Here is a 25,982-nt window from a genome sequence, read left to right on the forward strand (position 1 = left end):
CGTTTATTCTCCCTGAGCGGCGGGGGCATTAGCAACCGAGGCCGACGGCTGCGCCAGCAGGTTGCGCACGCGCGTCTGCACCAGTTTCTCCAGCAGCGGCTGGCTGCTTAACTGTGCCGGCACATCCATGGTGATATTCTGCTGGCTCAGGTCGTCCAGTTCGCTGAGAAAGGCGCGGGTATTGGCATCATCGGCGTCGAAATAGGCGCGTACCCAGGTAGAGACGCTTTCCAGGGATTGCCGGTAGATTTCATTTTGGTGGCGCGGCACCGCTTGCGCCGCAATCAGCAGGCGCGAGCGGATATTTTCACGCAGGTAGATATCCTGGTTTGGCGCCAGCAGCGGCTCGGCGCTGGTATCGCGACGGCGGATGGTAATAAAGTCATTCATAAAGTTGTGCCAGCTTTTGCTGAGGTTTTGCCGCCATTCGCGCACCGAGCTTGACAGCTCGCTGCCGCCGTCGCTGTCCATGGGGGATTCATCGCTGTCGTTGTCGGCCAGGCGCAGGTTGTCCACCTGGTTTGACAATTGGTTCACTTTCAGAATAATCCCGTCAAAATCCACCTGGCTGACGCCTGAGAGGGCGGCAATATCCTCGGTTATGGCGCGACGCACGTTCATCAGGCTGGGATCGTTCATATCCGCCAGGCTGGCATCGGCGCTCTTGAGCAGCGCGCCGGCGGTGACGATATCCTGATCGCTCCAGAGCTTGCGGCCGGCCTGCTTGACCAGGAAATCCGCCTGGGCCAACAGCCAGGTATTGGCATCGGAGCCGGAGATGGTGGCGACTTTATCGCGCAATTCGCTTAGCTGCCTGTCCTGGACGGCCGCCTGCTGCTGGGCGGCGCCAAGCTGCCGGCCCTGCTGCTGCAACGCCGCCTGGGATTGCTGCTGTTGCTGTTGCTGCGCTTGCTGCAATGCCTCGATGCGGGATTGCAGCTGTTGATTCAGCGCGTTTTGCGTTTTTGCCTGCCGGACGCCGTACATATAGAGCGCGGCGGCCAGCAGCAGGGACAGGATAATGGCGATAGCCGCCAGGATGACGCCTAGGGGCTTTTTGCCGCTCTTGGGGGCCTTCGTCCCGCCGCCCGGAGGATTGGCCTTGGCGGTACCCGCCGCCGTATCGCCGGGCGCGAATGACGAGGGCTTAGGCGTATCCGCCGCCCGGGTTGCATCTTCCTGCGGAGTCGTTGGAGTAGTGTGTTCCGTCATATTGGCCTATCCCATGATTAGATTTAGAGCAGCACACGCATAAGCGCATCGTTGTCTGCCGCGTTTGCTACGACGATGTCCGTCCAGCCCAATTGGCGGGCTAAAGCCCCGATTCGTTCACTCACCACGACCAGCCGGCATTGCAACAGCCATGAGACGCGATAGTACTCAGGAATTAAAGTATAGAATTGTTGTAACATTTCGCCGCTGGTAATGATCAAAGTATTGATGCCCAGTTGCTGACAGCGCCGGCTTTGCTGCTCGCCGTCGTAATGCACCGGGCTGCGCTGATAGCATTCACAATACGCGACCTCGGCGCCACGTTGCCGCAACGTCTCCTCCAGTACTTCCCGCCCGCCGTTGCCGCGCAGGATCAGCGCCCGCAATCCGGCGACGCGCTGTAGCGACGGCAGGCGCAGCAGATGTTCGCTGCTTTCGCCGTCGTGGGGGTAGTCCACCGGCAGGCCGGAGGCGGTGTGCATCAGCAGGCCGCTGGTGCGGCCGACCGCGAGGTATTTCAGCGTTTCCGGCCAGGACAGGCCCCGGCGGGTCAGAAACGGGTGGGCATAATTGACCGCGTGTTTCGAGACGATAAACACCAGATCGCCTGGCCGCAGCGCGCCCAGGCGTTCGGGCAGCCGGGCCAGTTCGTCTCCGGGGGCAAAATCAATCAGCGGCAGGTGCCAGGCGGATCGGCCGCGCGCGCGCAAGCGGTTCACCAGTTCTTCGCCGGCGGGGGACGGGCGCGTGACCAGGATGCTCATTGCGGCGAATCCTGTTTTTCCGCCGCATAGACCTGATCGAGGATTTCCCGGGCGCCCTGCCTGAGCAACTCCTCCGCCAGGCGGATGCCCAACGCTTCCGCTTCCTCCAGGGGAGCGCTGCTTTCGGCGCGGATAACCCTGCCGCCGTCGGGGCTGCCCACCAGCGCGCGTAGCCAGATCCGGTCGCCCTGGATTTCGGCGTAGCTGCCGATAGGCACCTGGCAACCGCCGTCAAGACGGGCGTTCATGGCGCGCTCCGCGCTGATGCGAGTGGCGGTGGCGCGGTGATGCAGCGGGGCCAGCAGCGCGCGGGTACGTCGGTCGTCCAGACGACATTCCACGCCGACCGCCCCCTGGCCGACAGCGGGCAGGCACAGCTCGGGTTCCAGCGGCGTACGGATGCGATCCTGCAGATCCAGGCGCTTCAGTCCGGCCACCGCCAGGATGATCGCATCGTATTCGCCCCGATCCAGCCTGGCCAGGCGCGTGCCCACGTTGCCGCGCAGATCGCGGATCACCAGATCCGGACGGCGTTCCCGTACCTGGCACTGCCGGCGCAGGCTGGACGTGCCCACCACGGCGCCCGGCGGCAGCTCGTCCAGGCTGGCGTAGGCCGGGGAGACGAAGGCGTCGCGGGGATCCTCGCGCTCACAAATGGTCACCAGCCCCAGCCCGTCGGGGAATGAGACGGTCACGTCCTTCATGGAGTGCACGGCGATATCGGCGCGATCCTCAAGCAGGGCGCGCTCCAGCTCCTTGATAAAAAGCCCTTTGCCGCCCACCTTGGCCAGCGGCGTATCCAGCAAAATGTCGCCGCGGGTCACCATGGGTACCAGTTCCACCCGTAAATCGGGATGATGAAGCTGCAGCTGGCGCTGAACATACTGTGCTTGCCATAGCGCCAGCGGGCTCTGCCGGGTGGCGATGCGTATCAGGGTATCTTGCATTCTGGGTTACCGTTTCTCACATTCTTTAACCATTCTACCATCGATAGTAAAACGCTGTAAGTTATCAGGATCCGGTGATGGCGGCATGGGGTGAAGTGCCGATAATCGGGAATTAAAGGTTGCCGCGGGGAAAAGTGTTATAATTAATGGGTAGCTTAACTTTCTTTACGGTCAAACAGCAAGGTGTTAAATTGATCACGTTTCCAGCAATTACCGGCCGACCCATCTTCAAAACAACACTCCGGCCGGGTATGGAAATAGGCTCTTAGGCACCGGGATAACCAGGCGAGACGTCTTGTACTTCTACATCGAGACATTGAAACAGAGACTGGACGCGATCAACCAATTACGGGTGGATCGGGCGTTGGCGGCCATGGGGCCGGCCTTTCAGCAAGTCTACAGTCTGCTGCCAACCTTATTACATTATCATCATCCAATGCTTCCGGGTTACCTAGAAGGTAACGTTCCGTGCGGCGTTTGCTTCTACACGTGCGATGAAAGCCAGGCCGCCTGGATAGCCGATATTGAGCGCCAGTCCGCGCAGCCGATGGTGACGCCCGCCAGCGGGGAAAGGCCGATCACCGGGGTTTACTCCATGGGCAGCACCTCGTCCATCGGGCAGAACGCCAATTCCGACCTGGATATCTGGGTCTGCCATCAGTCCTGGCTGGATAACGAAGAACGTTATCAGTTGCAGCGCAAATGCGCCCTGCTGGAAAAATGGGCCGGCACCAAGGGCGTGGACGTCAACTTCTTCCTGATTGATGAAAACCGCTTCCGCCATAACGAAAGCGGCAGCCTGGGTGATGAAGACTGCGGTTCCACCCAGCATATCCTGTTGCTGGACGAATTCTACCGCACCGCGGTGCGCATGGCCGGCAAGCGCATTTTATGGAATATGGTGCCGGGCGACGAAGAAGAGCACTATGACGATTACGTCATGTCGCTTTATGCCCGCGGCGCGCTGACCCCCAATGAATGGCTCGATCTGGGCGGGCTGGGCACGCTGTCCGCCGAAGAATATTTCGGCGCCAGCCTGTGGCAACTGTATAAAAGCATCGATTCCCCGTACAAAGCGGTGCTCAAGACCCTGCTGCTGGAAGCCTATTCCTGGGAATATCCCCATACCCAGCTGCTGGCCATGAATATCAAGCAGCATTTGCACGACGGCGAGATAGTCTCCTACGGCCTCGATCCTTATTGCATGATGCTCGAGCGCGTGACCCACTACCTGACCCAGATTAACGACACCACCCGGCTGGACCTGGTGCGGCGCTGTTTCTACCTCAAGGTCTGCGAAAAGCTCTCGCTGACGCCTGAAAGCGTCGTCTGGCGCCGCGAGATCCTAAGCCAGCAGGTCAAGGAGTGGGGCTGGGACGAAGCGCGCCTGAGCATGCTCGACGACCGCGCCAACTGGAAAATCGGCCAGGTGCGTGAGGCGCATAACGAACTGCTCGACGCCATGATGCAAAGCTACCGTAACCTGATTCGCTTTGCGCGCCGCAATAACCTGAGCGTCAGCGCCAGCCCGCAGGATATCGGGGTGCTGACCCGTAAACTCTACGCGGCGTTTGAAGCGCTGCCGGGCAAGGTGACGCTGATTAACCCGCAGATCTCCCCCGATCTGTCCGAACCGAACCTCACGTTTATCCATGTGCCCCAGGGCCGGGCCAACCGGGCCGGCTGGTACCTGTATAACCAGTCGCCGGCGATGGAATCCATCATCAGCCACCAGCCGCTGGAATATAACCGCTACCTGAACAAGCTGGTGGCCTGGGCGTGGTTTAACGGCCTGCTGACCGAAAAGACCCAGTTGCATATCAAGGGCAGCGACCTGTGCGATCTGCCCCGGCTGCAGGAACTGGTGGCGGATGTGTCGCGCAATTTCCCGCTGCGGGTGCCGGCGCCGACGCCTAAGGCGCTCTACAGCCCCTGCGAAATCCGCCATCTGGCGATCATCGTCAACCTTGAACACGATCCGACCGCGGTTTTCCGCAACCAGGTGGTGCATTTTGATTTCCGCAAGCTGGACGTGTTCAGCTTCGGCCAACAGCAGGAGTGCCTGGTGGGCAGTATCGACCTGCTGTACCGCAATTCGTGGAATGAGGTGCGCACCCTGCATTTCAACGGCGAGCAGGCGGTACTGGAAGCGTTGAAAACCATCCTCGGCAAGATGCATCAGGACGCCGCGCCGCCTGATACGGTGGAAGTGTTCTGCTACAGCCAGCATTTGCGCGGACTTATCCGCACCCGGGTGCAGCAGTTGGTGGCGGATTGCATCGAACTGCGTCTATCCAGCACCCGCCAGGATCCGGCGCGGTTTAAAGCGGTCCGGGTAGCCGGCCAGACCTGGGGATTGTTTTTTGAACGCCTGAGCGTCTCGGTGCAGAAACTGGAAAACGCCATTGAATTTTACGGCGCCATTTCCAACAATAAGCTGCATGGCCTGTCGATCCAGATGGAAACGGAAAAAATTCATTTACCGCCGGTGGTGGACGGTTTCGCCAGCGAAGGCATAATCCAGTTCTTTTTTGAAGACAGCGCCGACGACCAGGGCTTTAACATTTATATCCTGGACGAGACCAACCGGGTCGAGGCTTACCACCATTGCGAAGGCAGCAAGGAAGAGCTGGTGCGCGATGTGAGCCGTTTTTATTCGTCGTCCCACGACCGCTTCACCTACGGTTCCAGCTTTATCAACTTCAACCTGCCGCAGTTTTACCAGATTGTGCAGCTGGACGGCCGGATCCAGGTGGTGCCGTTTCGCAGCAGCGTACTGTCCCATTTGTGCGCGCCGGCCTATGAGCATGACGCGTCGTCACTGCCGCAGCAGGCACGGTTGAACTAGCCGCCCCGCCCGTGTGGCGCGCCTGTTCCCCCCGCCGATGCCCGGCGCCCGGCGGCGCCGGCATTCGATTCCTATTGCTTTTCAGCATCTAACTGCGATGATAGTTAGCCTGAAAGTATGAATAACAGGTAGCTAAGCGCATGAAAAACCCGTTACGCCTTATTACCCTGGCGTTTTTAGTTCTGGGATTGAACGGATGTGGGCTGAAAGGTCCGCTATATTACCCGCCGGCCGAGAAAACCACCGCCAAACCGAAACCCGCCAGGACGGTTACGCCAACGCCTGTGCAAACCGCGAATCCCGGCGGCGCCTCGTCGTCGACGTCGGCGCAGCCGTAACCGCGATTCAGTCGCATCGGCTTTAGAGACGCGCTATGCTGCGCGTAAGGTTACTCAGCGGAGTGAATTATGCAGTTTTCCAAAATGCACGGTCTGGGAAACGACTTTATGGTCGTGGACGCCGTGACGCAAAATGTCTACTTTTCGCCGGAGCTGATCCGTCGCCTGGCGGACCGGCATTATGGCGTCGGGTTCGACCAACTGCTGGTAGTGGAGCCTCCCTACGACCCGGAACTGGATTTTCATTACCGTATTTTTAACGCCGACGGCAGCGAAGTGGCGCAATGCGGCAACGGCGCGCGGTGTTTTGCCCGTTTTGTCAGGATGAAAAGTTTAACCAACAAACGTGAAATACACGTCAGTACCCAAACCGGCCGTATGATATTAACCATTACCGATGATGAACTGGTAAGGGTCAATATGGGCGAACCCAATTTTGACCCGCAGATGGTGCCCTTCCGCGCCACCAAGGCGGAAAAGACCTATATCATGCGGGTGGCGGAGCAAACCGTGCTGTGTGGCGTGGTATCCATGGGCAATCCCCACTGCGTGATAACGGTGGAGGATATCGATACCGCGCCGGTGGAGACGCTGGGGCCGCTGCTTGAAAACCACGAGCGTTTCCCGGAGCGGGCGAACATCGGTTTTATGCAGGTGATAGACCCGCAGCACATCCGCCTGCGGGTTTACGAGCGCGGCGCCGGGGAAACACGCGCCTGCGGCAGCGGCGCCTGCGCGGCGGTGGCCATCGGCATCCAGCAGGCGCTGCTGGCGGAGCGCGTCAGCGTCGACCTGCCGGGCGGCACGCTGGACATCAGCTGGAAAGGACCGGGCAATCCGCTGTATATGACCGGGCCGGCAACCCATATCTACGACGGATTTATACATCTATGAAGCATGTCGGGGAACAACTGGAGACCGCGGCGCGGCTGGACGACAGCACGGTGGCGCAATTTCTGCTGGAAAACCCGGATTTTTTTATCCGCAACGCTTGCCAGGTCGAGCAGATGCGCGTGCCCCATGTCAACCGGGGCAGCGTTTCCCTGCTGGAGTGGCAGCTGGCCCGCCAGCGTAATCATATCCGCCAGCTGGAGGAAGAGATTACCCTGTTGATGGAGCAGGCGAGCGCCAACGAACAGCTGTTTAACCGGCTGTTGCATCTGCAGTCCGATCTGGCGGCCGCCGACAGCCTGCTGGATATGCTTAACCGCCTGCAGCGCTGGGCGCGCGGCCTGGGCTTGTCCGGGGCGCATGTCAGGCTGTTCACCGATAAATGGTATATCGGCGCACCGTCGGATTTTACCCACCTGGGCATTTCCCGCACCGCGTTTGAGCCCCTGCGCATCCAGCGGCTGGGGCAGGGCAACCATTATCTGGGCGGCCTGAACGGCCCCGAACTGCTGCAGCTGTTGCCCCAGGCGCGGCAGGTCGGCTCGGTGGCGATTTCCCTGATGGGGGAAAAAGGCGACCTGGGCGTGTTGACCTTTACCAGCCGCGACAGCCAGCACTATCAGTCCGGCATGGGCACGGTGCTGTTACAGCAACTGGCCATCCTGCTGCCCGGCCTGCTGGCCCGCTGGGTCGGGCGTTCATGACCCTCCAGGTCTCGCCGCTGCGCCCGGAGGTGGATGCGTTTTTGCGCTACCTGCGGGTGGAGCGGCAGCTCAGTCCGCTGACGCAGTCCAGTTACGATCGCCAGTTAACCGCCTTGATCGATATAGCCGGCGAGCTGGGCCTGACCGCCTGGCCCCAGCTCGACGTGACCCATGTCCGCGCGATGGCCACCCGCAGCAAACGCCGCGGTCTGCAGGCCGCCAGCCTGGCGCTGCGGCTCTCGGCGCTGCGCAGCTTTCTCGACTGGCTGGTCGGACGCGGCGAATTGAAGGCCAATCCGGCCAAAGGCGTGCCGGCGCCGCGCAGCGGCCGCCACCTGCCGAAAAACATGGATGTGGACGAAGTGAACCGTCTGCTGGATATCAATACCGACGATCCGCTGGCGGTACGGGATCGCGCCATGCTGGAACTGATGTATGGCGACGGCCTGCGTTTGGCGGAGCTGGTCAACCTGGACCGCGGCCATATCGATTTGGCGGCGGGCGAAGTCTGGGTGGTGGGCAAGGGCAACAAAGAACGCAAGCTGCCGCTGGGCAAGACCGCCATCGTCTGGCTGGAGCACTGGCTGGCGCTGCGTGAGCGGTTCGCCCCGGTGGATAACGCGGTATTTGTCGCCAGGACCGGCAAGCGCATCTCCATGCGCAACGTGCAAAAGCGTTTTGCCGAGTGGGGCGTCAAACAGGGACTGGAGAGCCATGTCCATCCGCATAAGCTGCGCCATTCGTTCGCCACCCATATGCTGGAATCCAGCGGCAACCTGCGCGCGGTACAGGAATTGCTCGGCCACGCCAATGTATCCACCACCCAGATCTATACCCACCTTGATTTCCAGCACCTGGCATTGGTTTACGATGCGGCGCATCCACGAGCCAAACGAGGTAAAAGCTGATGCATTTTTATCGCCCCCTGCGCGAGATTCGCGCATTGACCTTCGATCTGGACGACACGCTGTATGATAACCGTCCGGTTATCGCCCGTACCGAGCGGGAATCGACGCTTTTCCTGCAACGGTACCATCCGGCGCTGAAAGATCTGGACGCCGGCCACTTCCAGCGCATCCGCGCCGAGCTGCGCCGGCGCGAGCCGGATATCTACCATGACGTCAGCCAGTGGCGCTGGCGCGCGGTCGAGCTGACCATGCGCAACCAGGGGCTGGACGCGCGCGCGGCCCGGGCCGGCGCGGACGCCTTTATGGCGAGTTTTGCCCGCTGGCGCAGCGACATCGATGTGCCGGCCGCCACCCACCGGACCTTAAGCGCTTTGGGCGAACGCTGGCCGCTGGTGGCCATCACCAACGGCAACGCCTCCCCCGAGGCCTGCGGGCTGGGCGGCTATTTTGCTTTTGTGCTGCGCGCCGGCCCCGACGGACGCGCCAAACCGTACCGGGACATGTATCATATCGCGGCGCAAAGGCTGGGGCTGGCGCCGGAAAACATCCTGCACGTCGGTGATGATTTAACCGCCGATATCACCGGCGCCGTCGCTTCGGGCCTGCAGGCGTGCTGGGTAAACGATCGCGGCGGCAATTTTTTCCAGGCCGCGGATGCCCGTTTGTTGCCTCATATTGAAATTTCGCAGTTGGCTTCCCTGACAGCCTTGTTATAATCCTCACTATGTCTGTATAAATAACCAGTACCTTAACGCCGGATAAAGAAGGCCTTCTATGGACGTTTCCGATCTGCTCAACAGCCTGAACGACAAACAGCGCGAAGCCGTAGCGGCGCCGCGCGGCAATTTGCTGGTCCTGGCGGGCGCCGGCAGCGGCAAAACGCGGGTATTGGTGCATCGCATCGCCTGGCTGCTGTCGGTGGAGAACTGCTCGCCCTATTCTATCCTGTCGGTGACCTTTACCAACAAGGCGGCGGCGGAAATGCGCCATCGCATCGAACATCTGATCGGCACCGCCCAGGGCGGCATGTGGATCGGCACCTTCCACGGCCTGGCCCACCGCCTGCTGCGCGCCCATCATATGGACGCCAATCTGCCGCAGGATTTCCAGATCCTCGACAGCGAGGACCAGCTGCGGCTGCTCAGGCGCATTATCCGCGCGCTCAATATCGACGAGAAGCAATGGCCGCCGCGCCAGGCCATGTGGTATATCGGCGGCAAAAAAGACGAGGGCCTGCGCCCGCAGCATGTGGAGAGCTACGGCAACCCCGTGGAGGCCACCTGGCTGCGCATCTACCAGGCCTACCAGGAAGCCTGCGATCGCGCGGGGCTGGTGGATTTTGCCGAACTGCTGCTGCGCGCCCACGAGCTGTGGCTGAACAAACCCCATATTCTCAAGCACTACCGCGAACGCTTCAGCAATATCCTGGTGGACGAATTCCAGGACACCAACCGCATCCAGTATGCCTGGATAAGGCTCCTGGCCGGCGATAGCGGCAACGTCATGATTGTCGGCGACGACGATCAGTCAATCTATGGCTGGCGCGGCGCGCAGGTGGAGAATATCCAGCGCTTCCTGGATGATTTTCCCGGCGCCCACACCGTGCGCCTGGAGCAGAACTACCGCTCCACCAGCAATATCCTCAAAGCGGCCAATGCCCTCATCGCCCATAACGGCGGCCGGCTGGGGAAAAACCTTTGGACCGAGGACGCCGAGGGCGAGCCGATTTCGGTTTACTGCGCGTTCAACGAGCTGGACGAGGCGCGCTTTGTGGTCAACCGCATTCGCACCTGGCAGGAAACGGGCAATGCGCTTAGCGACAGCGCTATCCTCTATCGCAGCAACGCCCAGTCCCGGGTGCTGGAAGAGGCGCTGTTGCAAAACGCCATGCCTTACCGCATTTACGGCGGCCAGCGCTTTTTTGAACGCCAGGAAATCAAGGACGCGCTGGCCTACCTGCGCCTGATCGCCAACCGGAATGACGACGCGGCGTTCGAGCGCGTGGTCAACACCCCGACGCGCGGCATCGGCGACCGTACGCTGGACGTCGTGCGCCAGGCGGCCCGGGATCGGCAACTGACCCTCTGGCAGGCAACCCGCGAGTTATTGCGCGATCGGGTGCTGGCCGGGCGCGCCGCGTCGGCCATGCAGCGCTTTGTCGAACTGGTGGATGCCCTGGCGGAGGAAACGGTCGACCTGCCGCTGCATGTGCAAACGGACCGGGTGATCAGGAACTCGGGCCTGTGGATCATGTATGAGCAGGAAAAGGGCGAGAAGGGCCAGGCGCGCATCGAAAACCTGGAGGAACTGGTGACCGCCACGCGGCAGTACAGCTACCAGGATGAAGACCAGGATTTGATGCCGCTGCAGGCGTTTTTATCCCACGCCGCCCTGGAGGCGGGGGAAGGACAGGCCCATGCCAACCAGGACGCGGTGCAGCTGATGACCCTGCATTCCGCCAAGGGGCTGGAATTCCGCCAGGTGTTTATCGTCGGCATGGAGGAGGGCATGTTCCCAAGCCAAATGTCCCTGGACGAGGGTGGTCGGCTGGAGGAAGAGCGCCGCCTGGCCTATGTGGGCGTCACCCGCGCCATGGAAAAGCTGACCATCACCTACGCGGAAACCCGCCGGCTGTACGGCAAGGAGGCCTTTCACCGGCCCTCGCGATTTGTCGGCGAACTGCCCGAGGAATGTATCGAGGAGGTGCGGCTGCGCGCAAGCGTCACCCGGCCGGCCAACCATCAGCGCATGGGTACCCCGGTCAGTGAAAACGACAGCGGATTTACGCTGGGGCAGCGGGTGCGCCATCCCAAGTTCGGCGAAGGCACGGTGATAAACCTCGAGGGCACCGGCGAGCACAGCCGGTTGCAGATTGCCTTCCAGGGTCAGGGCATCAAGTGGCTGGTGGCGGCTTACGCCCGCCTGGAAACGGTATAATCCCCCTGGTTTCGGCTAACGGGTCCGTTCACGCGCGGTTACTGATTAAATCAGCCGATCGTACGCGAAATATACAGTTTTGCGCCGCTTGCGTATTGACAGTCTTTTTCATCTCGGCGTAACATGCGCGCACTATTATGATTAGAGGATTACGCCTTGGACGCCCCCAGTAGATACTGGCTCGTTAATCTGTTTATCAGGTACACCCACTAAGGCTATCCCTATTGCTGATGGCCTCAGTGGTTGTCAGCGACCCGCGTTTATGTGTCGCTCTGAGTCAGATCTGTGATGGTCTGAAACTTGCCGGTGACATTCTCACCCCCGGTTTCTGCTTTCTAATGCGTTTCCCGATTGTCACCGCTAAGGAAGCTATGGCGTATGCTTAACGCGTTTAAATTGGATCACAATCGCTTGTCCCGCCTTGAGCTGGATGAAGCCGACAGGTTAGCTGATTCCGTCTGGGTGGATCTGATTGAACCCGGCAACGATGAGCGGGACCGGGTGCAGGATGAGCTGGGCCAAAGCCTGGCGACCCGGCTGGACCTGGAGGATATCGAGGCGTCGGCGCGTTTTTTCGAAGACGAAGACGGGCTGCATATCCACTCCTTCTTTTTTTACGAGGACGCCGAAGATCACGCCGGCAACGCCACCGTGGCGTTCACCATCCGCGACGGGCGCCTCTATACCCTGCGCGAGCGGGAGCTGCCCGCATTCCGCCTCTACCGCATGCGCGCCCGCAGCCAGCGGCTTACCGACGGCAACGCCTACGAGCTGCTGCTGGATCTGTTTGAAACGAAAATCGAGCAGTTGGCCGACGAAATAGAAAATATCTACAGCGACCTGGAAGCTTTGAGCCTGGTTATTATGGAAGGGCACCAGGGCGACGAGTACGACGAGGCGCTTTCCACCCTGGCGGAGCTGGAAGACGTCGGCTGGAAGGTACGGTTGTGCCTTATGGATACCCAGCGCGCCCTCAACTTCCTGGTGCGCAAGGCGCGGCTGCCGTCGGGACAGCTGGAGCAGGCGCGGGAAATCCTGCGCGATATCGAGTCCCTGCTGCCCCATAACGAATCGCTGTTCCAGAAGGTGAACTTCCTGATGCAGGCGGCGATGGGGTTTATCAATATCGAGCAAAACCGCATTATCAAAATTTTCTCGGTGGTCTCGGTGGTGTTCCTGCCGCCTACCCTGGTGGCCTCCAGCTACGGCATGAATTTCACCTTTATGCCCGAGCTGAAATGGTCGTTTGGTTATCCCGGCGCCATCGGTCTGATGATCCTGGCGGGACTGGCGCCTTACCTCTACTTTAAGCGCAAGAACTGGCTATAGCGGCGGCGGTTCAACGGATATTATTGTACGATAAATGATTGCCCCGCCGGGCGAATATGATAAAACAGGATGGCCTGGCTAAAACATCCTGCTTTAGCGCACCTGATAAACGTTGCGAACGTTGCCGATGAAACATTTGCCGCTTACCGCCCAATGGGCCGTGTTGCTGTTTTGCTCGCTGTCCCTGGGATTTACCCTGCAATATTTCCACTTCCCGGCCGCCCTGCTGATGGGACCGATGCTGGTGGGGGTGGTCATGGCGCTCTGCGGCGCCACCATTGATATTCCCCCGCGCATTTTTGTCGGCTGCCAGGCGGTTCTGGGCTGCATGATAGCCCTGACCCTCTCCCCCACGATCCTGCATGTCCTCATTTCCGACTGGCTGCTGGTGCTGATTGTGCTGGCGCTGACCCTGTTGGCCAGCGGCCTGTCGGGCTGGCTTCTGGTGCGGTTTAGCAGCCTGCCTGGCCCTACCGGGGCCTGGGGCGCGTCTCCGGGCGGGGCGTCGGCCATGGTGGCCATGGCGGGGGAGTTCGGCGCGGATGTGCGGCTGGTGGCGTTCATGCAGTATCTGCGCGTGCTGTTTGTGGCGGCGGCGGCGGCCCTGGTGGCGCATATCAGCATGGGGGAACAGGGTGTCGCGGCGGCGGACGTAATATGGTTTCCGGCGCTCGATTACCGTTTTGCCGCCACCCTGGCCATTGCCGTCGCCGGCGCCTGGCTGGGGCGGAAACTGCATATTCCCGCCGGCGCGCTGCTGATTCCTATGCTGGCCGGCGCCGCCCTGCACATCACCGGCACGCTGACGATGCAGGTGCCTGAATGGCTGTTGGCGCTGGCCTATGCGTTTATCGGCTGGACCGTCGGGCTACGCTTTACCCCCGCCATTGTGATGCTGGCGTTAAAAACGCTGCCGCAGATGGTGGCGTCCATCGTGGGATTAATTCTGTTATGCGGGTTTATGGCCTGGGTGCTGACGCTGGTGCTGCCGGTGGATCTGCTCACCGCCTATCTCGCCACCAGCCCCGGCGGGCTGGATACCGTGGCGATTATCGCCGCGGGCAGCCACGCCGATATCGGTTTTGTCATGGCGATGCAAAGCCTGCGGCTGTTCTCGATTTTATTGATCGGCCCGGCCATGGCGCGCTTTATCTCCCGCCATGCCGTGCCGCCCATGACGTGATTTTTGCTGCGTGAGCGCCGCGTCAAAGATAAACACCGCCAGCGCCAGCCAGATAAATCCAAAGGCGAACAGCTTGTCCTCCGTCATGGCTTCGCCGTAAAACACCACCGCCAGCAGGAACATCAGCGTCGGGCCGAGATACTGGAAAAAGCCCAGCGTCGAGAGGCGCAGATTGTTGGCGGCGGCGGCAAACAGCAGCAGCGGTATGGTGGTGATAATGCCCGCCGCCACCAGCAGCATATTGAGCTGCCACGGATTGGCGCTCAAATGGCTGGTGGGGCTGTCGGCGAAGATAAAGAGATACCAGGCGCCCGCCGGCAGCAGCCAGAGCGTTTCGATCAGCATGCCGGTCTGCGGGTCGACGCCCAGTTTTTTGCGCAGCAGGCCGTAAAACGCAAAGCTGAAGGCCAGGCCCAGGGCAATCCAGGGCAGCGAGCCGAATTTCCACAGCTGTATCAGCACGCCGCAGATGGCCAGGCCTACCGCCAGCCACTGCAATTTGCGAAAGCGCTCGCCGAGAAATACCATCCCCAGCAATATATTGACCAGCGGATTGATAAAATAGCCCAGGCTGGCTTCCAGCATATGGTGATGATTAACCGCCCAGATATACAGCAGCCAATTGCTGCCCACCAGCAATGACGTCACGCCCAGCAGCAGCAGCGCCTTGGGTCGGCGGCATACCTCGCGCACCTGCCGCCATTTACGGCACAGGGTCAGCAACGCCAGCATAAAAAAAACCGACCAGATAATGCGGTGGGTAAGGATTTCCGTGGCGGGAACTTGTTGGATCAGTTTGAAATACGCCGGCGCCAACCCCCAGATAAGATACGCGCCCAGCGCGCATAGCACGCCCTGGCGCGTGGATGTTTCATTCATGGGTTAACCTGGTTAGCAAAAATAAGCTGGCCAGTATAAGCGAAAGTTATGACTTATTCACCTGCGGATCATCGCCGGCGCCTTCCCGCGGCGCAGGCGTTGATATGGCGCCGCAGGCGGCAGCCATAGGATTTTAAGTGCAAGCGATCGCTTACATGCATGTACGAATAGTGTGTAATTCGCTAAAAGAAATAGTTGATAGTGTGTAAAATGATCCGCTTGCATGGGTTTTATGCATTCTTACATTGCGCACTTCGGAGAAAAATATATGCGTAAGCTGTTGGGAGCCGCTGTTTTCTTTTTAGGATCAACGACGTTTGCGAATGCACAAGAAGCGACGGTGGTTAAAATCCACGACGCGCCGGCTGTCAGGGGCAGTATTATCGCTAATATGCTGCAGGAGCATGATAATGCTTTTGTGCTGTATCCGTATGAAAGCAATTTCGTCATGTACACCTATACCAGCGATATTAACAAAGAAGCCATTAAATCCTATGACTGGGCCGATGGCGCCCGCCGCGACGAACTGGACTTCCAGCTGAGCCTGGGCTTCCCGCTGTGGCGCGGCATCGCCGGGGATAATTCCGTATTGGGCGCGTCCTATACCCAGCATTCCTTTTGGCAGACGTCCAATACCGACGAATCGTCGCCGTTTCGTGAAACGAATTATGAACCCCAGCTGTTCCTCGGCTGGGCAACGGATTATGATTTTGCCGGCTGGACCCTGCGCGATATCGAAGTCGGCGTCAATCATCAGTCCAACGGCAGATCCGACCCCACCTCGCGCAGCTGGGACCGCGCCTACACCCGCCTGATGGCGCAAAACGGCAACTGGCAGGTGGAAGTGAAGCCCTGGTTTACCTTCGGTAGCACCGATGACAACCCTGATATCACCAAGTATTTGGGTTATTATCGGCTCAAGATAGGCTATGCGTGGGGTGAAAGCGTGTTCAGCGTTGAAAGCCACTACAACTGGAACAGCGGCTACGGCAGCGGCCAACTGGGCTGGAGTTATCCCATTTCCCGCCATGTGCGCTTTTATACCCAGGTATTCAGCGGGTACGGCGAGTCGCTCATCGATTATGATCACCGGCAAACCCGCGTCGGGGTCGGTTTTATGCTTAACGACTTTATGTAAGCCGGCAGGTATCCTTACAGGCGCCGGAATGTCCGGCGCATGAACGTAATAAATTGGGGAAGATGTGTCAACGGTGGCTGTAATAGATCGGGAAGCGCTGGCGGAGCAGATACTGCATGATACCTTCGGCTACCAGCAGTTCCGCCCGGGTCAGCAAGCGCTGATCAACGCCGTGATGAGCGGCAGGGATTGCCTGGCGGTCATGCCGACCGGCGGCGGCAAATCCTTGTGCTACCAGATTCCGGCGCTGGTGATGGACGGGTTGACTATCGTGGTGTCGCCCCTGATTTCCCTGATGAAGGATCAGGTGGATCAACTGCTGGCCTACGGCGTGGCCGCGGGATGCCTGAATTCAACGCAAACCCGCGAACAGCAGCATGAAGTGATGACCGGCTGCCGCGATGGCCGCATCAAGCTGCTCTATATCGCGCCGGAACGCCTGATGATGGACAATATGCTGGAGCAGCTGCTCACGTGGCATCCGGCGATGATTGCGGTGGACGAAGCGCACTGCATCTCGCAGTGGGGGCATGATTTTCGCCCGGAATACCGCACCCTGGGGCAAATCAAGCGGCATTTCCCCGGCCTGCCGTTTATCGCGCTCACCGCCACGGCCGACGAAACCACCCGTCTTGATATTGTGCGCCTGCTGGACCTGCGCGACCCGCTAATCCAAATCAGCAGTTTCGATCGCCCCAATATCCGCTATACCCTGGTGGAAAAATATAAACCCTTCGAGCAGCTTTGGCACTATGTGCAGGGCCAGCGCGGCAAGTGCGGCATTATCTATTGCAACAGCCGCGCCAAGGTGGAGGACGTCAGCGCGCGCCTGCAAAGCCGCGGGGTCAGCGCCGACGCTTATCATGCCGGCCTGAGCAATGACCGGCGCGGGCAGGTGCAGGAAGCATTCCAGCGCGACGATTTGCAGGTGGTGGTGGCGACCGTCGCCTTCGGCATGGGCATCAACAAGCCCAACGTGCGGTTTGTGCTGCATTTTGATATCCCGCGCAATATCGAGTCCTATTACCAGGAAACCGGCCGCGCCGGCCGCGACGGCTTGCCCGCCGAGGCCATTTTGTTTTACGATCCGGCGGATATGGCCTGGCTGCGCCGGTGCCTGGAAGAAAAGGCCCCCGGCGAGCAGCAGGATATCGAGCGCCATAAGCTTAACGCCATGGGCGCGTTCGCTGAGGCGCAGACCTGTCGCCGCCTGGTGTTGCTGAATTATTTTGGCGAGGGGCGCCAACAGCCCTGCGGCAACTGCGATATTTGCCTCGATCCTCCCAAGCGCTACGATGGGCTGGAGGAAGCGCGCAAGGCGTTGTCCTGTATTTATCGGGTGGGCCAGCGTTTCGGCATGGGGTATATCGTCGAAGTATTGCGCGGCGCCAATAGCCAGCGTATCCGCGACTACGCCCATGATAAACTGCCGGTGTACGGCATCGGCCGCGACCGCACCAACGAGCACTGGGTCAGCGTGCTGCGCCAGCTTATCCATCTTGGGCTGGTCAGCCAGAACATTACCCAGCATTCGGCGCTGCAGCTGACCGAGTCGGCGCGTCCGGTGTTACGCGGCGAAGTGCCGCTGATGCTGGCCGAGCCGCGGCTGCCCAACCTTAAGGCGCGCAGCACCGCGCCGAAAACCTACGGCGGCAATTATGACCGCCAGCTGTTCGCCAAGCTGCGCAAGCTGCGCAAATCCCTGGCGGATGAGGCCAACGTGCCGCCGTACGTGGTATTTAACGACGCGACGCTGCTGGAAATGGCCGAACAACTGCCGGTGACGCCCGGGGACATGCTGCGGGTGAACGGTGTCGGCAATCGTAAACTCGATCGCTTCGGTATGCCGTTCCTTACCATGATCCGCGAACACCTGGTTGATGACGACCCCCTATAGGGGCCGGCCGTGCACAGCCGCATGCCGTTATCCGCGTCCGGCGCGGCGGCCGGGGTGAAGCGGGACCAGCGTTAGCCAAGGATTTTATGCAAGCCGTGAACCGGTTGCCGGGGCGGCAACCGTTACCAGGAGCGTCCACCGATGTTAATTTTATTTGTTACCGTGGCCATGGTGCATTTGATTGCCCTGATGAGCCCGGGTCCGGATTTTTTCTTTATCTCCCAGACCGCGGCCAGCCGTTCGCGCCGCGACGCCATGATGGGCGTGCTGGGCATTAGCCTGGGCGTGGCGGTATGGGCCGCCGTGGCGCTGATGGGCCTGCACCTGCTGCTGATGAAGATGAAGTGGCTGCACAGCCTTATCACCGTCGGCGGCGGGCTTTACCTGTGCTGGATGGGGTGGCAGCTGCTGCGCGCGGCCCGGCGTCCGGCCGCGCCGCAGGCGGGCGGCCATCCGGCCGCCGCGTTACTACGTTCCGGCCGCACCTTTGTGCGCGGCCTGCTGACCAATCTGGCTAATCCCAAGGCGGTGATCTATTTCGGCAGCGTGTTCTCCCTGTTTGTCGGCGATGATGTGCCGGCCGGGGCGCGCTGGGGCTTATTTATCCTGATCATCGCCGAAACCCTGATGTGGTTCAGCATCGTGGCGGTGGTGTTTGCCTTACCGGCCATGCGCCGCGGCTACCAGCGCCTGGCGCGCTGGATTGACGGCGTAGCGGGCGTGTTTTTTGCCGGCTTCGGCATCAGCCTGATTATTTCGCGCTAGCCAGCAGCGCGCCGACCATGATAAACAGCGACCCAAAGGTGCGGTTAAGACGCCGCAGCTGGCGCGGCCCCTTAAGCCAATGCGCCAGGCGGGTCGCCAGGGTCGCGTAGCCAATCATCACGATAGTATCCACCGCCAGGGTGGTGACGCCGAGCACCAGGTACTGGGATGCCTGCGGTTGGTGCGGCAGCACGAACTGCGGGAACAGCGCGGCCAGGAAGACGATGCTTTTCGGGTTGGTCAGGTTAACGAAAACCGCCCGTTGAAATAACCGGCGTCTGGACAGCAGGGCGGCCCCCGACACGTCCAGGCTGAAACTGCCGGCGGCACGCCATTGCTGGATGCCGAGCCAGACCAGGTAAGCCACCCCCAGCCATTTCAGGATTTCAAACGCCAACAGCGAATGGGCGAACAATGCCCCCAATCCGATGCCCACCAGCACGATATGCGTGGCCAGCCCGACCTGCAGGCCGGCGATGGACGCCGCCGCGCCGCGATAACCGTGGCTGATGCCGGTGCTCATGGTGTTAATCGCCCCTGAGCCGGGCGACAGGCTCAACAGGGTGGTCGTGAGCAGATAGGTCAACCACCAGTCCCAGGTCATTAATTGCGCTCCCTGAAATGTTATTTTTATGTCACACTATGTCGATAGGGTAGAGTAGCCTTTTCCCCGCCAGGACGGCAATGATTTTCCAGCGCGCAGGACAGTCTCAACTGCCCCGTGTTTTGCCAGTGCCAGGAGTAGCGCAGGTGGTGTCGGTACATAAAAAAAAATGGTTAAACCGCGAACAACAGTTTGCCGCCTTTTCCACCGGTCCGTTACTGGATTTCTGGCATCAACGGGAAGAGGGCGAGTTTGTCGGGGCGCAGGGCATGCCGATTCGCTTTGTCCGTCTGCGCTCGCCCCGGCACGATAAAGTCATCGTCATCAGCACCGGGCGTATTGAAAGCTACGTAAAATACCCTGAGGTGGCCTACGATCTTTTTCACTGCGGCTACGACGTGATGATTATCGATCACCGCGGCCAGGGGCGTTCCGGCCGCCTGCTCGAAGATACCCACCGCGGGCATGTGCTGCAGTTTGGCGATTACGTCAGCGATTTTACCCAGTTCTGGCAGCAGTATGTGGCTCCCGGGCGCTATAAACGCCGTTTTGCCCTGGCGCATTCCATGGGCGGGGCGATTCTGGCCCTGTTTCTGGCGGCAATGCCGGACGCCTGCGACGCCGCGGTGCTCTGCGCGCCCATGTTCGGCATCCGCCTGCCGATGCCGCACTGGCTGGCCTGGCAAATCCTGGAGTGGACCGAGCAGCGCCCGGCCATGCGCGATTATTATGCCATCGGCACCGGTCAGTGGCGGCCCATGCCGTTTATGCTCAATATGCTGACGCACAGCGGCCAGCGCTATCGGCGCAGTTTGCGTTTTTACGCCGACGATCCTGAATTGCGGGTCGGCGGACCGACCTATCATTGGGTCAGGGAAGGGGTGTTGGCGGGTCATGACGTGCTGGCCAAGGCCGCCGCCATCACCACCCCGGTATTGCTGCTGCAGGCCGGGGAAGACCGGATTGTCGATAACCGCAGCCACGATATTTTTTGCCAGGCCATGGCGGCGGCGGGACATCCGTGCGCGGAAAATAAACCGGTCAGGATCGAAGGCGCCAGACATGAAATCCTGTTTGAAAAAGACAGCCTGCGCGCCGAGGCGCTGGAGAAAATTGTCGCGTTTTTTAGCCGCGATCACTTTATTCCCGGCGGTGATCAACCGCCGATAACACCAGAGGTTTAATAAAGGCTTATGTATTACGTTGTTGCTTCCGATCTTGACGGTACCCTGCTTGCGCCGGACCATACTCTCAAACCTTACACCAAGGAAACCTTGCAACTGCTGACCGCCCGGGGCATCAACTTTGTCTTTGCCACCGGCCGTCATCATATTGATGTTTCCCAAATTCGCGACGGCCTCGGTATTTCAGCCTATATGATCACCTCCAACGGCGCGCGGGTACATAGTCCTGACGGCGAGATGATTTTTGCCCATGACGTGGACGAAGATATCGCCGCCGATCTGTTCGGCCTGGTGCACGACGATCCGGAAATCCTCACCAACGTCTATCGCCGCGATGACTGGTATATGAATCGTAACCGGTTAGATCAACAGGACTTTTTCCGCGAGTCCGAATTTAACTACCAACTGTTCGAACCGGGGATGCTGCCTACCGACGGTATCTGCAAGGTGTATTACACCAGCGACAACCATGAACGGCTGGTGGCGCTGGAAAATGCGCTGAATGCGCGCTGGGGAGATCGGGTCAACGTCAGTTTTTCGTTGCCGGTATGCCTGGAAGTGATGGCCGGCGGCGTCTCCAAGGGGCATGCGTTGGATCAGGTGGCGAAAACGCTGGGGTTTGCCTTATCCGACTGTATTTCGTTTGGCGACGGCATGAATGATAAAGAAATGCTTGCCATGGCCGGCAAGGGCTGCATCATGAAAAATTCGCAGCAGCGCCTGAAAGATCTGCTGCCGGAGCTGGAGATCATCGGCACCAACGCCGATGAATCGGTGCCGCGCTTTCTGCGCAACATGTTTTTGTGAAAATTGCTTCCAGTCGTTTTTAAGCCGGCCCTGACGCCGGCTTTTTTATCTGTATTCCCGCCGTCCCCCCCATGCGCAAAACCGCTGAATGCGGCCAGACTCTATGTTCAGTTTTTTTGAACAGAGCGATGAGATTTTTACCCTTTTATATTCCCGGCGTAAGTCTAGACTAGAAAAAAACGTTGAGGAGAGTTGAACATGATTTACTTAAGAGCAGCAAACGATCGCGGTCATGCTAACCATGGGTGGCTCGACAGCTGGCATACCTTTTCTTTTGCCGACTATTATGACGCCAAATTCATGGGTTTTTCCGCGCTGCGGGTGATTAACGAAGACCGCATCGCGCAAGGCCAGGGTTTCGGTACCCATCCCCATAAGGATATGGAAATTCTGACCTATGTGCTGGACGGTACGGTGGAACATCAGGACAGCATGGGTAATAAAGAACAAATCCATGCCGGGGAATTCCAGATCATGAGCGCCGGCACCGGGATACGCCATTCCGAATATAACGGACGTGACGATAAGGCGCTGCATTTATACCAAATCTGGATTATCCCGCAGCAAACCGGCCTGACGCCGCGTTATGAGCAGCGCCGTTTTGATGCCCCGCAGGGCCGTCAGCTGGTGCTCTCGCCGGATGCGCGCGAGGGTTCGCTGAAGGTGTTCCAGGATATGACCCTGTCGCGCTGGGCGTTGCCCGCCGGCCAGCAGGAAACGCTGGACGTGGCGCCGGGACGGCGTGTCTGGATCCAGGTGGTGCGCGGTGAACTGGATATCAACGGCCAGCGGGCCGGCGCCAGCGATGCGCTCGCCGTTTGGGACGAAACCGTACTGACCCTCAAGGCGGGGCCGGACAGCGAAATCCTGGTATTCGACCTGCCGCCGGTGTGATAGCGCATGAGTGACAGCAAGCGGGCCACGGCCCGCTTGAATTGAATGACCAAACCTTGCCAGCGGGTATGCCGGACAAGCTCGTAACGACGCCGTAAATACGTCCATGTAGGCTCGGGCGCGCCATCCCTGGCGCGCTACGCGTTACTCTCCATGCCCAACATACCCGCTTCACGCTTATGGGCGAGTTTGTCAGCAGTCTGAAGCGGGCCACGGCCCGCTTTTTTATGCCTGGGGACTGCGCCGCCGGATAAACATACTCGCCGCGTCTTTTTTTTGCTAAACTCCGTCCATTCCAGGTAGGAGCTGTCATGTCGCCAATCAAGAAAAAAAGACCGGGACTTCAGGACGTTGCCGATAAAGTCGGCGTCACTAAAATGACGGTCAGCCGCTATTTGCGCAATCCGGCGCTGGTATCGGAGGCATTGCAGCTGAAAATAGCCCATTCCCTGGATGAATTGGGTTACATTCCCAACCGGGCGCCGGATATCCTTTCCAATGCCACCAGCCGGGCTATCGGCGTGCTGCTGCCTTCCCTGACCAACCAGGTATTCGCCGAAGTGCTGCGCGGCATCGAAACGGTCACCGACGCCCACGGCTACCAGACCATGCTGGCCCACTACGGCTACCAGCCCGAAACCGAAGAATTACGCCTGACCTCGCTGCTGAGCTATAACATCGACGGCCTGATCTTAGCCGAGCGCACCCACACGCCGCGCACCCTGAAGATGATCGAAGTGGCCGGCATCCCGGTGGTGGAAATCATGGACAGCGTTTCCCCTTGCCTGGATATCGCGGTGGGCTTCGACAACTTCGAGGCGGCGCGGCAAATGACCCTGCATATCATTGCGCGCGGGCACCGGCATGTGGTGTATTTCGGCGCACGCCTCGATGAGCGCACCATCATTAAGCAGCGGGGTTATGAGCAGGCGATGGCGGAGCAGGGACTACGGGCCCACAGCGTCATGATTACCGAATCGTCCTCTTACTCCACCGGCGCCGAGCTGTTACGCCAGGCCCAGCGTGAATATCCCGTCATGGACAGTATCGTTTGCACCAACGATGACCTGGCCATCGGCGCGGTATTTGAATGCCAGCGCCAGGGGCTGCGTATCCCCGAGGATATGGCTATCGCCGGCTTCCACGGTCACGATGTCGGCCAGGCGATGCAGCCGCGGCTCGCCAGCGTGCTCACGCCCCGTGAGGAAATGGGCCGCCTGAGCGCCGAAAAACTCCTGGCCCGCCTGCGTGGCGAAACGGTTGATCCGCTAAAAACGGACGTCGGTTTTACCTTATTGCCAGGTGACAGCATCTGAATTTCCGCCTTAACGTCTCCCCACGCGCCGTGAAGTTCATCGTTACGTCATTTTATCTCATCATAATTATGATCTACCTCCCAAAACGTTAATTTAGTTCCGCAGGTGGATTCCTTATCGTGATGTTACCCGTATCATGATACCGGTAACATCACGATACACACTATGCTCTTACGGTTGGCCGGGGAATATCCCCGACTTGCACATCACTAACCCAAATGCATAACTACTCGAAGGCAAGGTATTCCAAATCCTTGCCGGGAAAAAAGCCATTGAGGACTTTTTATGCCGCTCTTTATCGTTGCTATCGGCGTGGCGTTGCTGCTGTTGCTGATGATTCGTTTTAAACTGAATGGTTTTATCGCTTTAATTCTGGTGGCGCTGATTGTCGGCGTGCTTGAGGGAATGCCGGTCAGCAAGGTATTGGTATCCATCAAGAACGGTGTCGGCGGCACCTTGGGCAGCCTGGCGCTGATTATCGGTTTTGGCGCCATGCTGGGTAAGCTGCTGGCGGATTGTGGCGGCGCGCAGCGTATCGCCACTACCCTTATCGATAAATTCGGCAAGCAGAATATCCAGTGGGCCGTGGTGGTCACCGGTTTTACCGTGGGTTTTGCCCTGTTTTATGAGATAGGCTTTGTCCTGATGCTGCCGCTGGTGTTCAGCCTGGCCGCGACGGCGCGCATTCCGCTGCTGTATGTCGGCGTACCGATGGCGGCCGCGCTATCGGTAACCCATGGTTTCCTGCCGCCGCATCCGGGGCCGACCGCCATCGCCACCATTTTCCATGCGGATATGGGCAAGACCCTGCTGTACGGCGCCATTCTGGCGGTGCCCACGGTGATCCTGGCCGGGCCGGTCTACAGCCGGTTCCTGAAAGGGATCGATAAGCCGGTGCCTGAAGGTCTGTACAATCCGAAAATCTTTACCGAACAGGAAATGCCGAGCTTCGCGGTCAGCGTCTGGACCGCGCTGGTCCCCGTGGTGCTGATGGCGCTGCGCGCCGTGGCTGAGATGGTGCTGCCCGCCGGGCATCCCATCCTGCCTTACGCCGAATTCTTTGGCGATCCGATCATGGCAACCCTGATTTCGGTGCTTATCGCCATCTTCACCTTCGGCATCAACCGTGGCCGCAGCGTGCAGCAGGTTATGGACACCATCAGCGATTCCATCAAGATTATCGCCATGATCCTGCTGATTATCGGCGGTGGCGGCGCATTCAAGCAGGTTCTGGTGGATAGCGGCGTCGGTACTTATATTGCCTCGCTGATGGAAGGCAGCACCATTTCGCCGTTACTGCTGGCCTGGAGCATCGCCGCCGTACTGCGTGTCGCCCTCGGCTCGGCCACGGTCGCCGCCATCACCGCCGGCGGCATCGCCGCGCCGCTGATCGCCACCACCGGCGCCAGCCCCGAACTGATGGTCATCGCCGTCGGGTCCGGCAGCGTCATTTTCTCCCACGTCAACGATCCGGGCTTCTGGCTGTTCAAGGAATATTTCAACCTGACCATTCTGGAAACCATCAAATCCTGGTCGGCGCTGGAAACCATTATTTCGGTCTGCGGCCTGATAGGTTGCCTGCTGATGAATATGGCCATTTCTTAACCCATACCGCCCGCGGCATGCCGCTGCGGGGGATATCAGCAATCGCAGGGGCGCATCACGCGCCCCTGTTTTTATGCCGGCGGCCACGTCGTCAACTGCGCAAATAGACCCGCACGCCGTCCAGGAACATTTGCGTGGACAGCATCACCAGCAGCAGCCCCATCAATCTTTCCAATGCGTTGACGCCTTTGTCGCCCAGCAGCCGTATAAACAGCGACGATTGCATCAGGATAAACACCGACATGCCCCAGGCTATCAGCAATGCCACCACCAGATGATTAATCTGGTGCGGATACTGGTGGGATAACAGCATCAGGGTGGCCAGAATCGAGGGCCCGGCCACCAGCGGAATGGCCAGCGGCACCAGGAACGGCTCTTCGCCGGCCGGCAATCCGCTGCTGTTGCCCTCTTGCGACGGGAAAATCATTTTAATGGCAATCAGGAACATAATGATGCCGCCGGAGATAGACACGGTTTCCGAACGCAGGTTAAGAAAAGAGAGGATCTTTTCACCGGCAAACAAAAACAGCAGCATCAGCAATAATGCGATTAACAGCTCGCGGATCACGATCGCGCGGCGCCGTTTCGGTTCAAGGTGTTTTAATACCGACATAAAAATCGGTAAATTGCCCAGCGGATCCATTATTAAAAACAGCAATACGGTTGCCGAAATCATTTCAGTCATTTTTGCCTCTTTTTTTTCCGTTTTTTCCCCTGACTCCTCCAGCCGGGATGATTATTAGCGTCACTGCTGAAAAACTTTTCCTTATCGATTAATTTCGCTTGCAGCTGTTCGGCCACATTTTGTAAGGTGGTCATTGTATAGCCGGCG

The 25,982-nt window shown here is 59.4% G+C and carries 24 protein-coding genes; 17 read left to right on the top strand and 7 right to left on the bottom strand.

The window, feature by feature from the left end:
• Window positions 1-3: 3 nt before the first annotated feature.
• Genes hemX through hemC form a run of 3 tightly spaced genes read right to left on the bottom strand, consistent with a single transcriptional unit; the run spans window position 4 to window position 2,923 of the window.
• Entirely contained in the window at window positions 4-1,212 is a 1,209-nt protein-coding gene (gene hemX, locus ACL2XF_RS22545; RefSeq protein WP_413727575.1) for a uroporphyrinogen-III C-methyltransferase, read from the bottom strand.
• A gap of 23 nt (window positions 1,213-1,235) precedes the next feature.
• Entirely contained in the window at window positions 1,236-1,976 is a 741-nt protein-coding gene (hemD, locus tag ACL2XF_RS22550) for a uroporphyrinogen-III synthase (protein ID WP_413727576.1), read from the bottom strand.
• Window positions 1,973-2,923: a hydroxymethylbilane synthase gene (gene hemC, locus ACL2XF_RS22555; RefSeq protein WP_413727577.1), complete on the bottom strand. Its 951-nt coding sequence runs from the start codon at window positions 2,921-2,923 to the stop codon at window positions 1,973-1,975. The genes hemD and hemC overlap by 4 nt, the downstream gene beginning before the upstream one ends.
• Window positions 2,924-3,218: 295 nt before the next feature.
• Here hemC and ACL2XF_RS22560 point away from each other — a divergent pair, with 295 nt between their 5' ends.
• The 9 genes from ACL2XF_RS22560 (at window position 3,219) to ACL2XF_RS22600 (ending at window position 14,061) form a co-directional block, all read left to right on the top strand.
• Window positions 3,219-5,771 (top strand): class I adenylate cyclase, encoded by a 2,553-nt coding sequence (locus tag ACL2XF_RS22560; protein WP_413721595.1) that lies wholly within the window; start codon window positions 3,219-3,221, stop codon window positions 5,769-5,771.
• 140 nt (window positions 5,772-5,911) lie between these two features.
• Entirely contained in the window at window positions 5,912-6,109 is a 198-nt protein-coding gene (gene lptM / locus ACL2XF_RS22565) for an LPS translocon maturation chaperone LptM (protein ID WP_413727578.1), read from the top strand.
• A 69-nt stretch (window positions 6,110-6,178) separates the two neighbouring features.
• Entirely contained in the window at window positions 6,179-7,003 is an 825-nt protein-coding gene (gene dapF, locus ACL2XF_RS22570; protein WP_410013180.1) for a diaminopimelate epimerase, read from the top strand.
• A complete protein-coding gene (locus ACL2XF_RS22575) occupies window positions 7,000-7,704 on the top strand; it encodes a DUF484 domain-containing protein (protein WP_410013181.1) in 705 nt (234 codons plus the stop codon). Before dapF ends, ACL2XF_RS22575 begins: the two co-directional genes overlap by 4 nt.
• On the top strand, window positions 7,701-8,612 hold the full coding sequence (gene xerC, locus ACL2XF_RS22580) for a tyrosine recombinase XerC (protein ID WP_410013182.1): 912 nt from the start codon (window positions 7,701-7,703) through the stop codon (window positions 8,610-8,612). Before ACL2XF_RS22575 ends, xerC begins: the two co-directional genes overlap by 4 nt.
• The gene (yigB, locus tag ACL2XF_RS22585; protein WP_410013183.1) at window positions 8,612-9,328 is read left to right on the top strand and encodes a 5-amino-6-(5-phospho-D-ribitylamino)uracil phosphatase YigB; all 717 of its coding nucleotides are present in this window, start codon (window positions 8,612-8,614) and stop codon (window positions 9,326-9,328) included. Before xerC ends, yigB begins: the two co-directional genes overlap by 1 nt.
• 58 nt (window positions 9,329-9,386) lie before the next feature.
• On the top strand, window positions 9,387-11,549 hold the full coding sequence (gene uvrD, locus ACL2XF_RS22590) for a DNA helicase II (RefSeq protein WP_410013184.1): 2,163 nt from the start codon (window positions 9,387-9,389) through the stop codon (window positions 11,547-11,549).
• Between the two features lie 378 nt (window positions 11,550-11,927).
• Window positions 11,928-12,878, top strand: coding sequence for a magnesium/cobalt transporter CorA (gene corA, locus ACL2XF_RS22595; RefSeq protein ID WP_410013185.1), 951 nt, complete (start codon window positions 11,928-11,930; stop codon window positions 12,876-12,878).
• A 127-nt stretch (window positions 12,879-13,005) separates the two neighbouring features.
• Entirely contained in the window at window positions 13,006-14,061 is a 1,056-nt protein-coding gene (locus ACL2XF_RS22600; RefSeq protein WP_410013186.1) for an AbrB family transcriptional regulator, read from the top strand.
• On the opposite strand, the gene rarD is transcribed toward ACL2XF_RS22600, so the two are convergent.
• Window positions 13,999-14,940: an EamA family transporter RarD gene (rarD, locus tag ACL2XF_RS22605; protein ID WP_413727579.1), complete on the bottom strand. Its 942-nt coding sequence runs from the start codon at window positions 14,938-14,940 to the stop codon at window positions 13,999-14,001. The genes ACL2XF_RS22600 and rarD overlap by 63 nt on opposite strands.
• A 268-nt stretch (window positions 14,941-15,208) precedes the next feature.
• On the opposite strand from rarD, the gene pldA reads away from it, so the two are divergent.
• The 3 genes from pldA (at window position 15,209) to rhtC (ending at window position 18,740) form a co-directional block, all read left to right on the top strand.
• Window positions 15,209-16,078 (top strand): phospholipase A, encoded by an 870-nt coding sequence (gene pldA / locus ACL2XF_RS22610; protein ID WP_410013188.1) that lies wholly within the window; start codon window positions 15,209-15,211, stop codon window positions 16,076-16,078.
• Window positions 16,079-16,142: 64 nt separating this feature from the next.
• Window positions 16,143-17,975 (top strand): ATP-dependent DNA helicase RecQ, encoded by a 1,833-nt coding sequence (gene recQ / locus ACL2XF_RS22615; RefSeq protein ID WP_410013189.1) that lies wholly within the window; start codon window positions 16,143-16,145, stop codon window positions 17,973-17,975.
• A 141-nt stretch (window positions 17,976-18,116) separates the two neighbouring features.
• Window positions 18,117-18,740, top strand: a complete 624-nt coding sequence (rhtC, locus tag ACL2XF_RS22620; protein ID WP_410013190.1) for a threonine export protein RhtC — start codon at window positions 18,117-18,119, stop codon at window positions 18,738-18,740.
• On the opposite strand, the gene rhtB is transcribed toward rhtC, so the two are convergent.
• Window positions 18,727-19,344, bottom strand: coding sequence for a homoserine/homoserine lactone efflux protein (rhtB, locus tag ACL2XF_RS22625; protein ID WP_410013191.1), 618 nt, complete (start codon window positions 19,342-19,344; stop codon window positions 18,727-18,729). The genes rhtC and rhtB overlap by 14 nt on opposite strands.
• 149 nt (window positions 19,345-19,493) lie before the next feature.
• Here rhtB and pldB point away from each other — a divergent pair, with 149 nt between their 5' ends.
• From pldB to gntT, 5 genes are all read left to right on the top strand, one after another.
• Window positions 19,494-20,528 (top strand): lysophospholipase L2, encoded by a 1,035-nt coding sequence (pldB, locus tag ACL2XF_RS22630; RefSeq protein WP_410013192.1) that lies wholly within the window; start codon window positions 19,494-19,496, stop codon window positions 20,526-20,528.
• A gap of 9 nt (window positions 20,529-20,537) precedes the next feature.
• Window positions 20,538-21,335 carry a sugar/pyridoxal phosphate phosphatase YigL gene (gene yigL / locus ACL2XF_RS22635; RefSeq protein WP_413721589.1) on the top strand — a complete coding sequence of 266 codons (798 nt, stop codon included), beginning with the start codon at window positions 20,538-20,540 and terminating at the stop codon, window positions 21,333-21,335.
• Window positions 21,336-21,533: 198 nt separating this feature from the next.
• The gene (locus tag ACL2XF_RS22640) at window positions 21,534-22,229 is read left to right on the top strand and encodes a pirin family protein (RefSeq protein WP_410013194.1); all 696 of its coding nucleotides are present in this window, start codon (window positions 21,534-21,536) and stop codon (window positions 22,227-22,229) included.
• A gap of 320 nt (window positions 22,230-22,549) precedes the next feature.
• On the top strand, window positions 22,550-23,545 hold the full coding sequence (gene gntR / locus ACL2XF_RS22645) for a gluconate operon transcriptional repressor GntR (RefSeq protein WP_410016706.1): 996 nt from the start codon (window positions 22,550-22,552) through the stop codon (window positions 23,543-23,545).
• 285 nt (window positions 23,546-23,830) lie between these two features.
• A complete protein-coding gene (gene gntT / locus ACL2XF_RS22650) occupies window positions 23,831-25,150 on the top strand; it encodes a gluconate transporter (RefSeq protein WP_410013195.1) in 1,320 nt (439 codons plus the stop codon).
• Window positions 25,151-25,241: 91 nt separating this feature from the next.
• Here the strand turns inward: gntT and ACL2XF_RS22655 are convergent, their stop codons facing one another.
• Window positions 25,242-25,835, bottom strand: coding sequence for a YhgN family NAAT transporter (locus ACL2XF_RS22655; protein WP_410013196.1), 594 nt, complete (start codon window positions 25,833-25,835; stop codon window positions 25,242-25,244).
• Window positions 25,832-25,969, bottom strand: a complete 138-nt coding sequence (locus tag ACL2XF_RS22660; RefSeq protein ID WP_410013197.1) for a hypothetical protein — start codon at window positions 25,967-25,969, stop codon at window positions 25,832-25,834. The genes ACL2XF_RS22655 and ACL2XF_RS22660 overlap by 4 nt, the downstream gene beginning before the upstream one ends.
• Between the last annotated feature and the right edge of the window lie 13 nt (window positions 25,970-25,982).

The organism is Sodalis sp. RH19 (assembly GCF_047324215.1).
Lineage (GTDB): Bacteria > Pseudomonadota > Gammaproteobacteria > Enterobacterales > Enterobacteriaceae > Acerihabitans.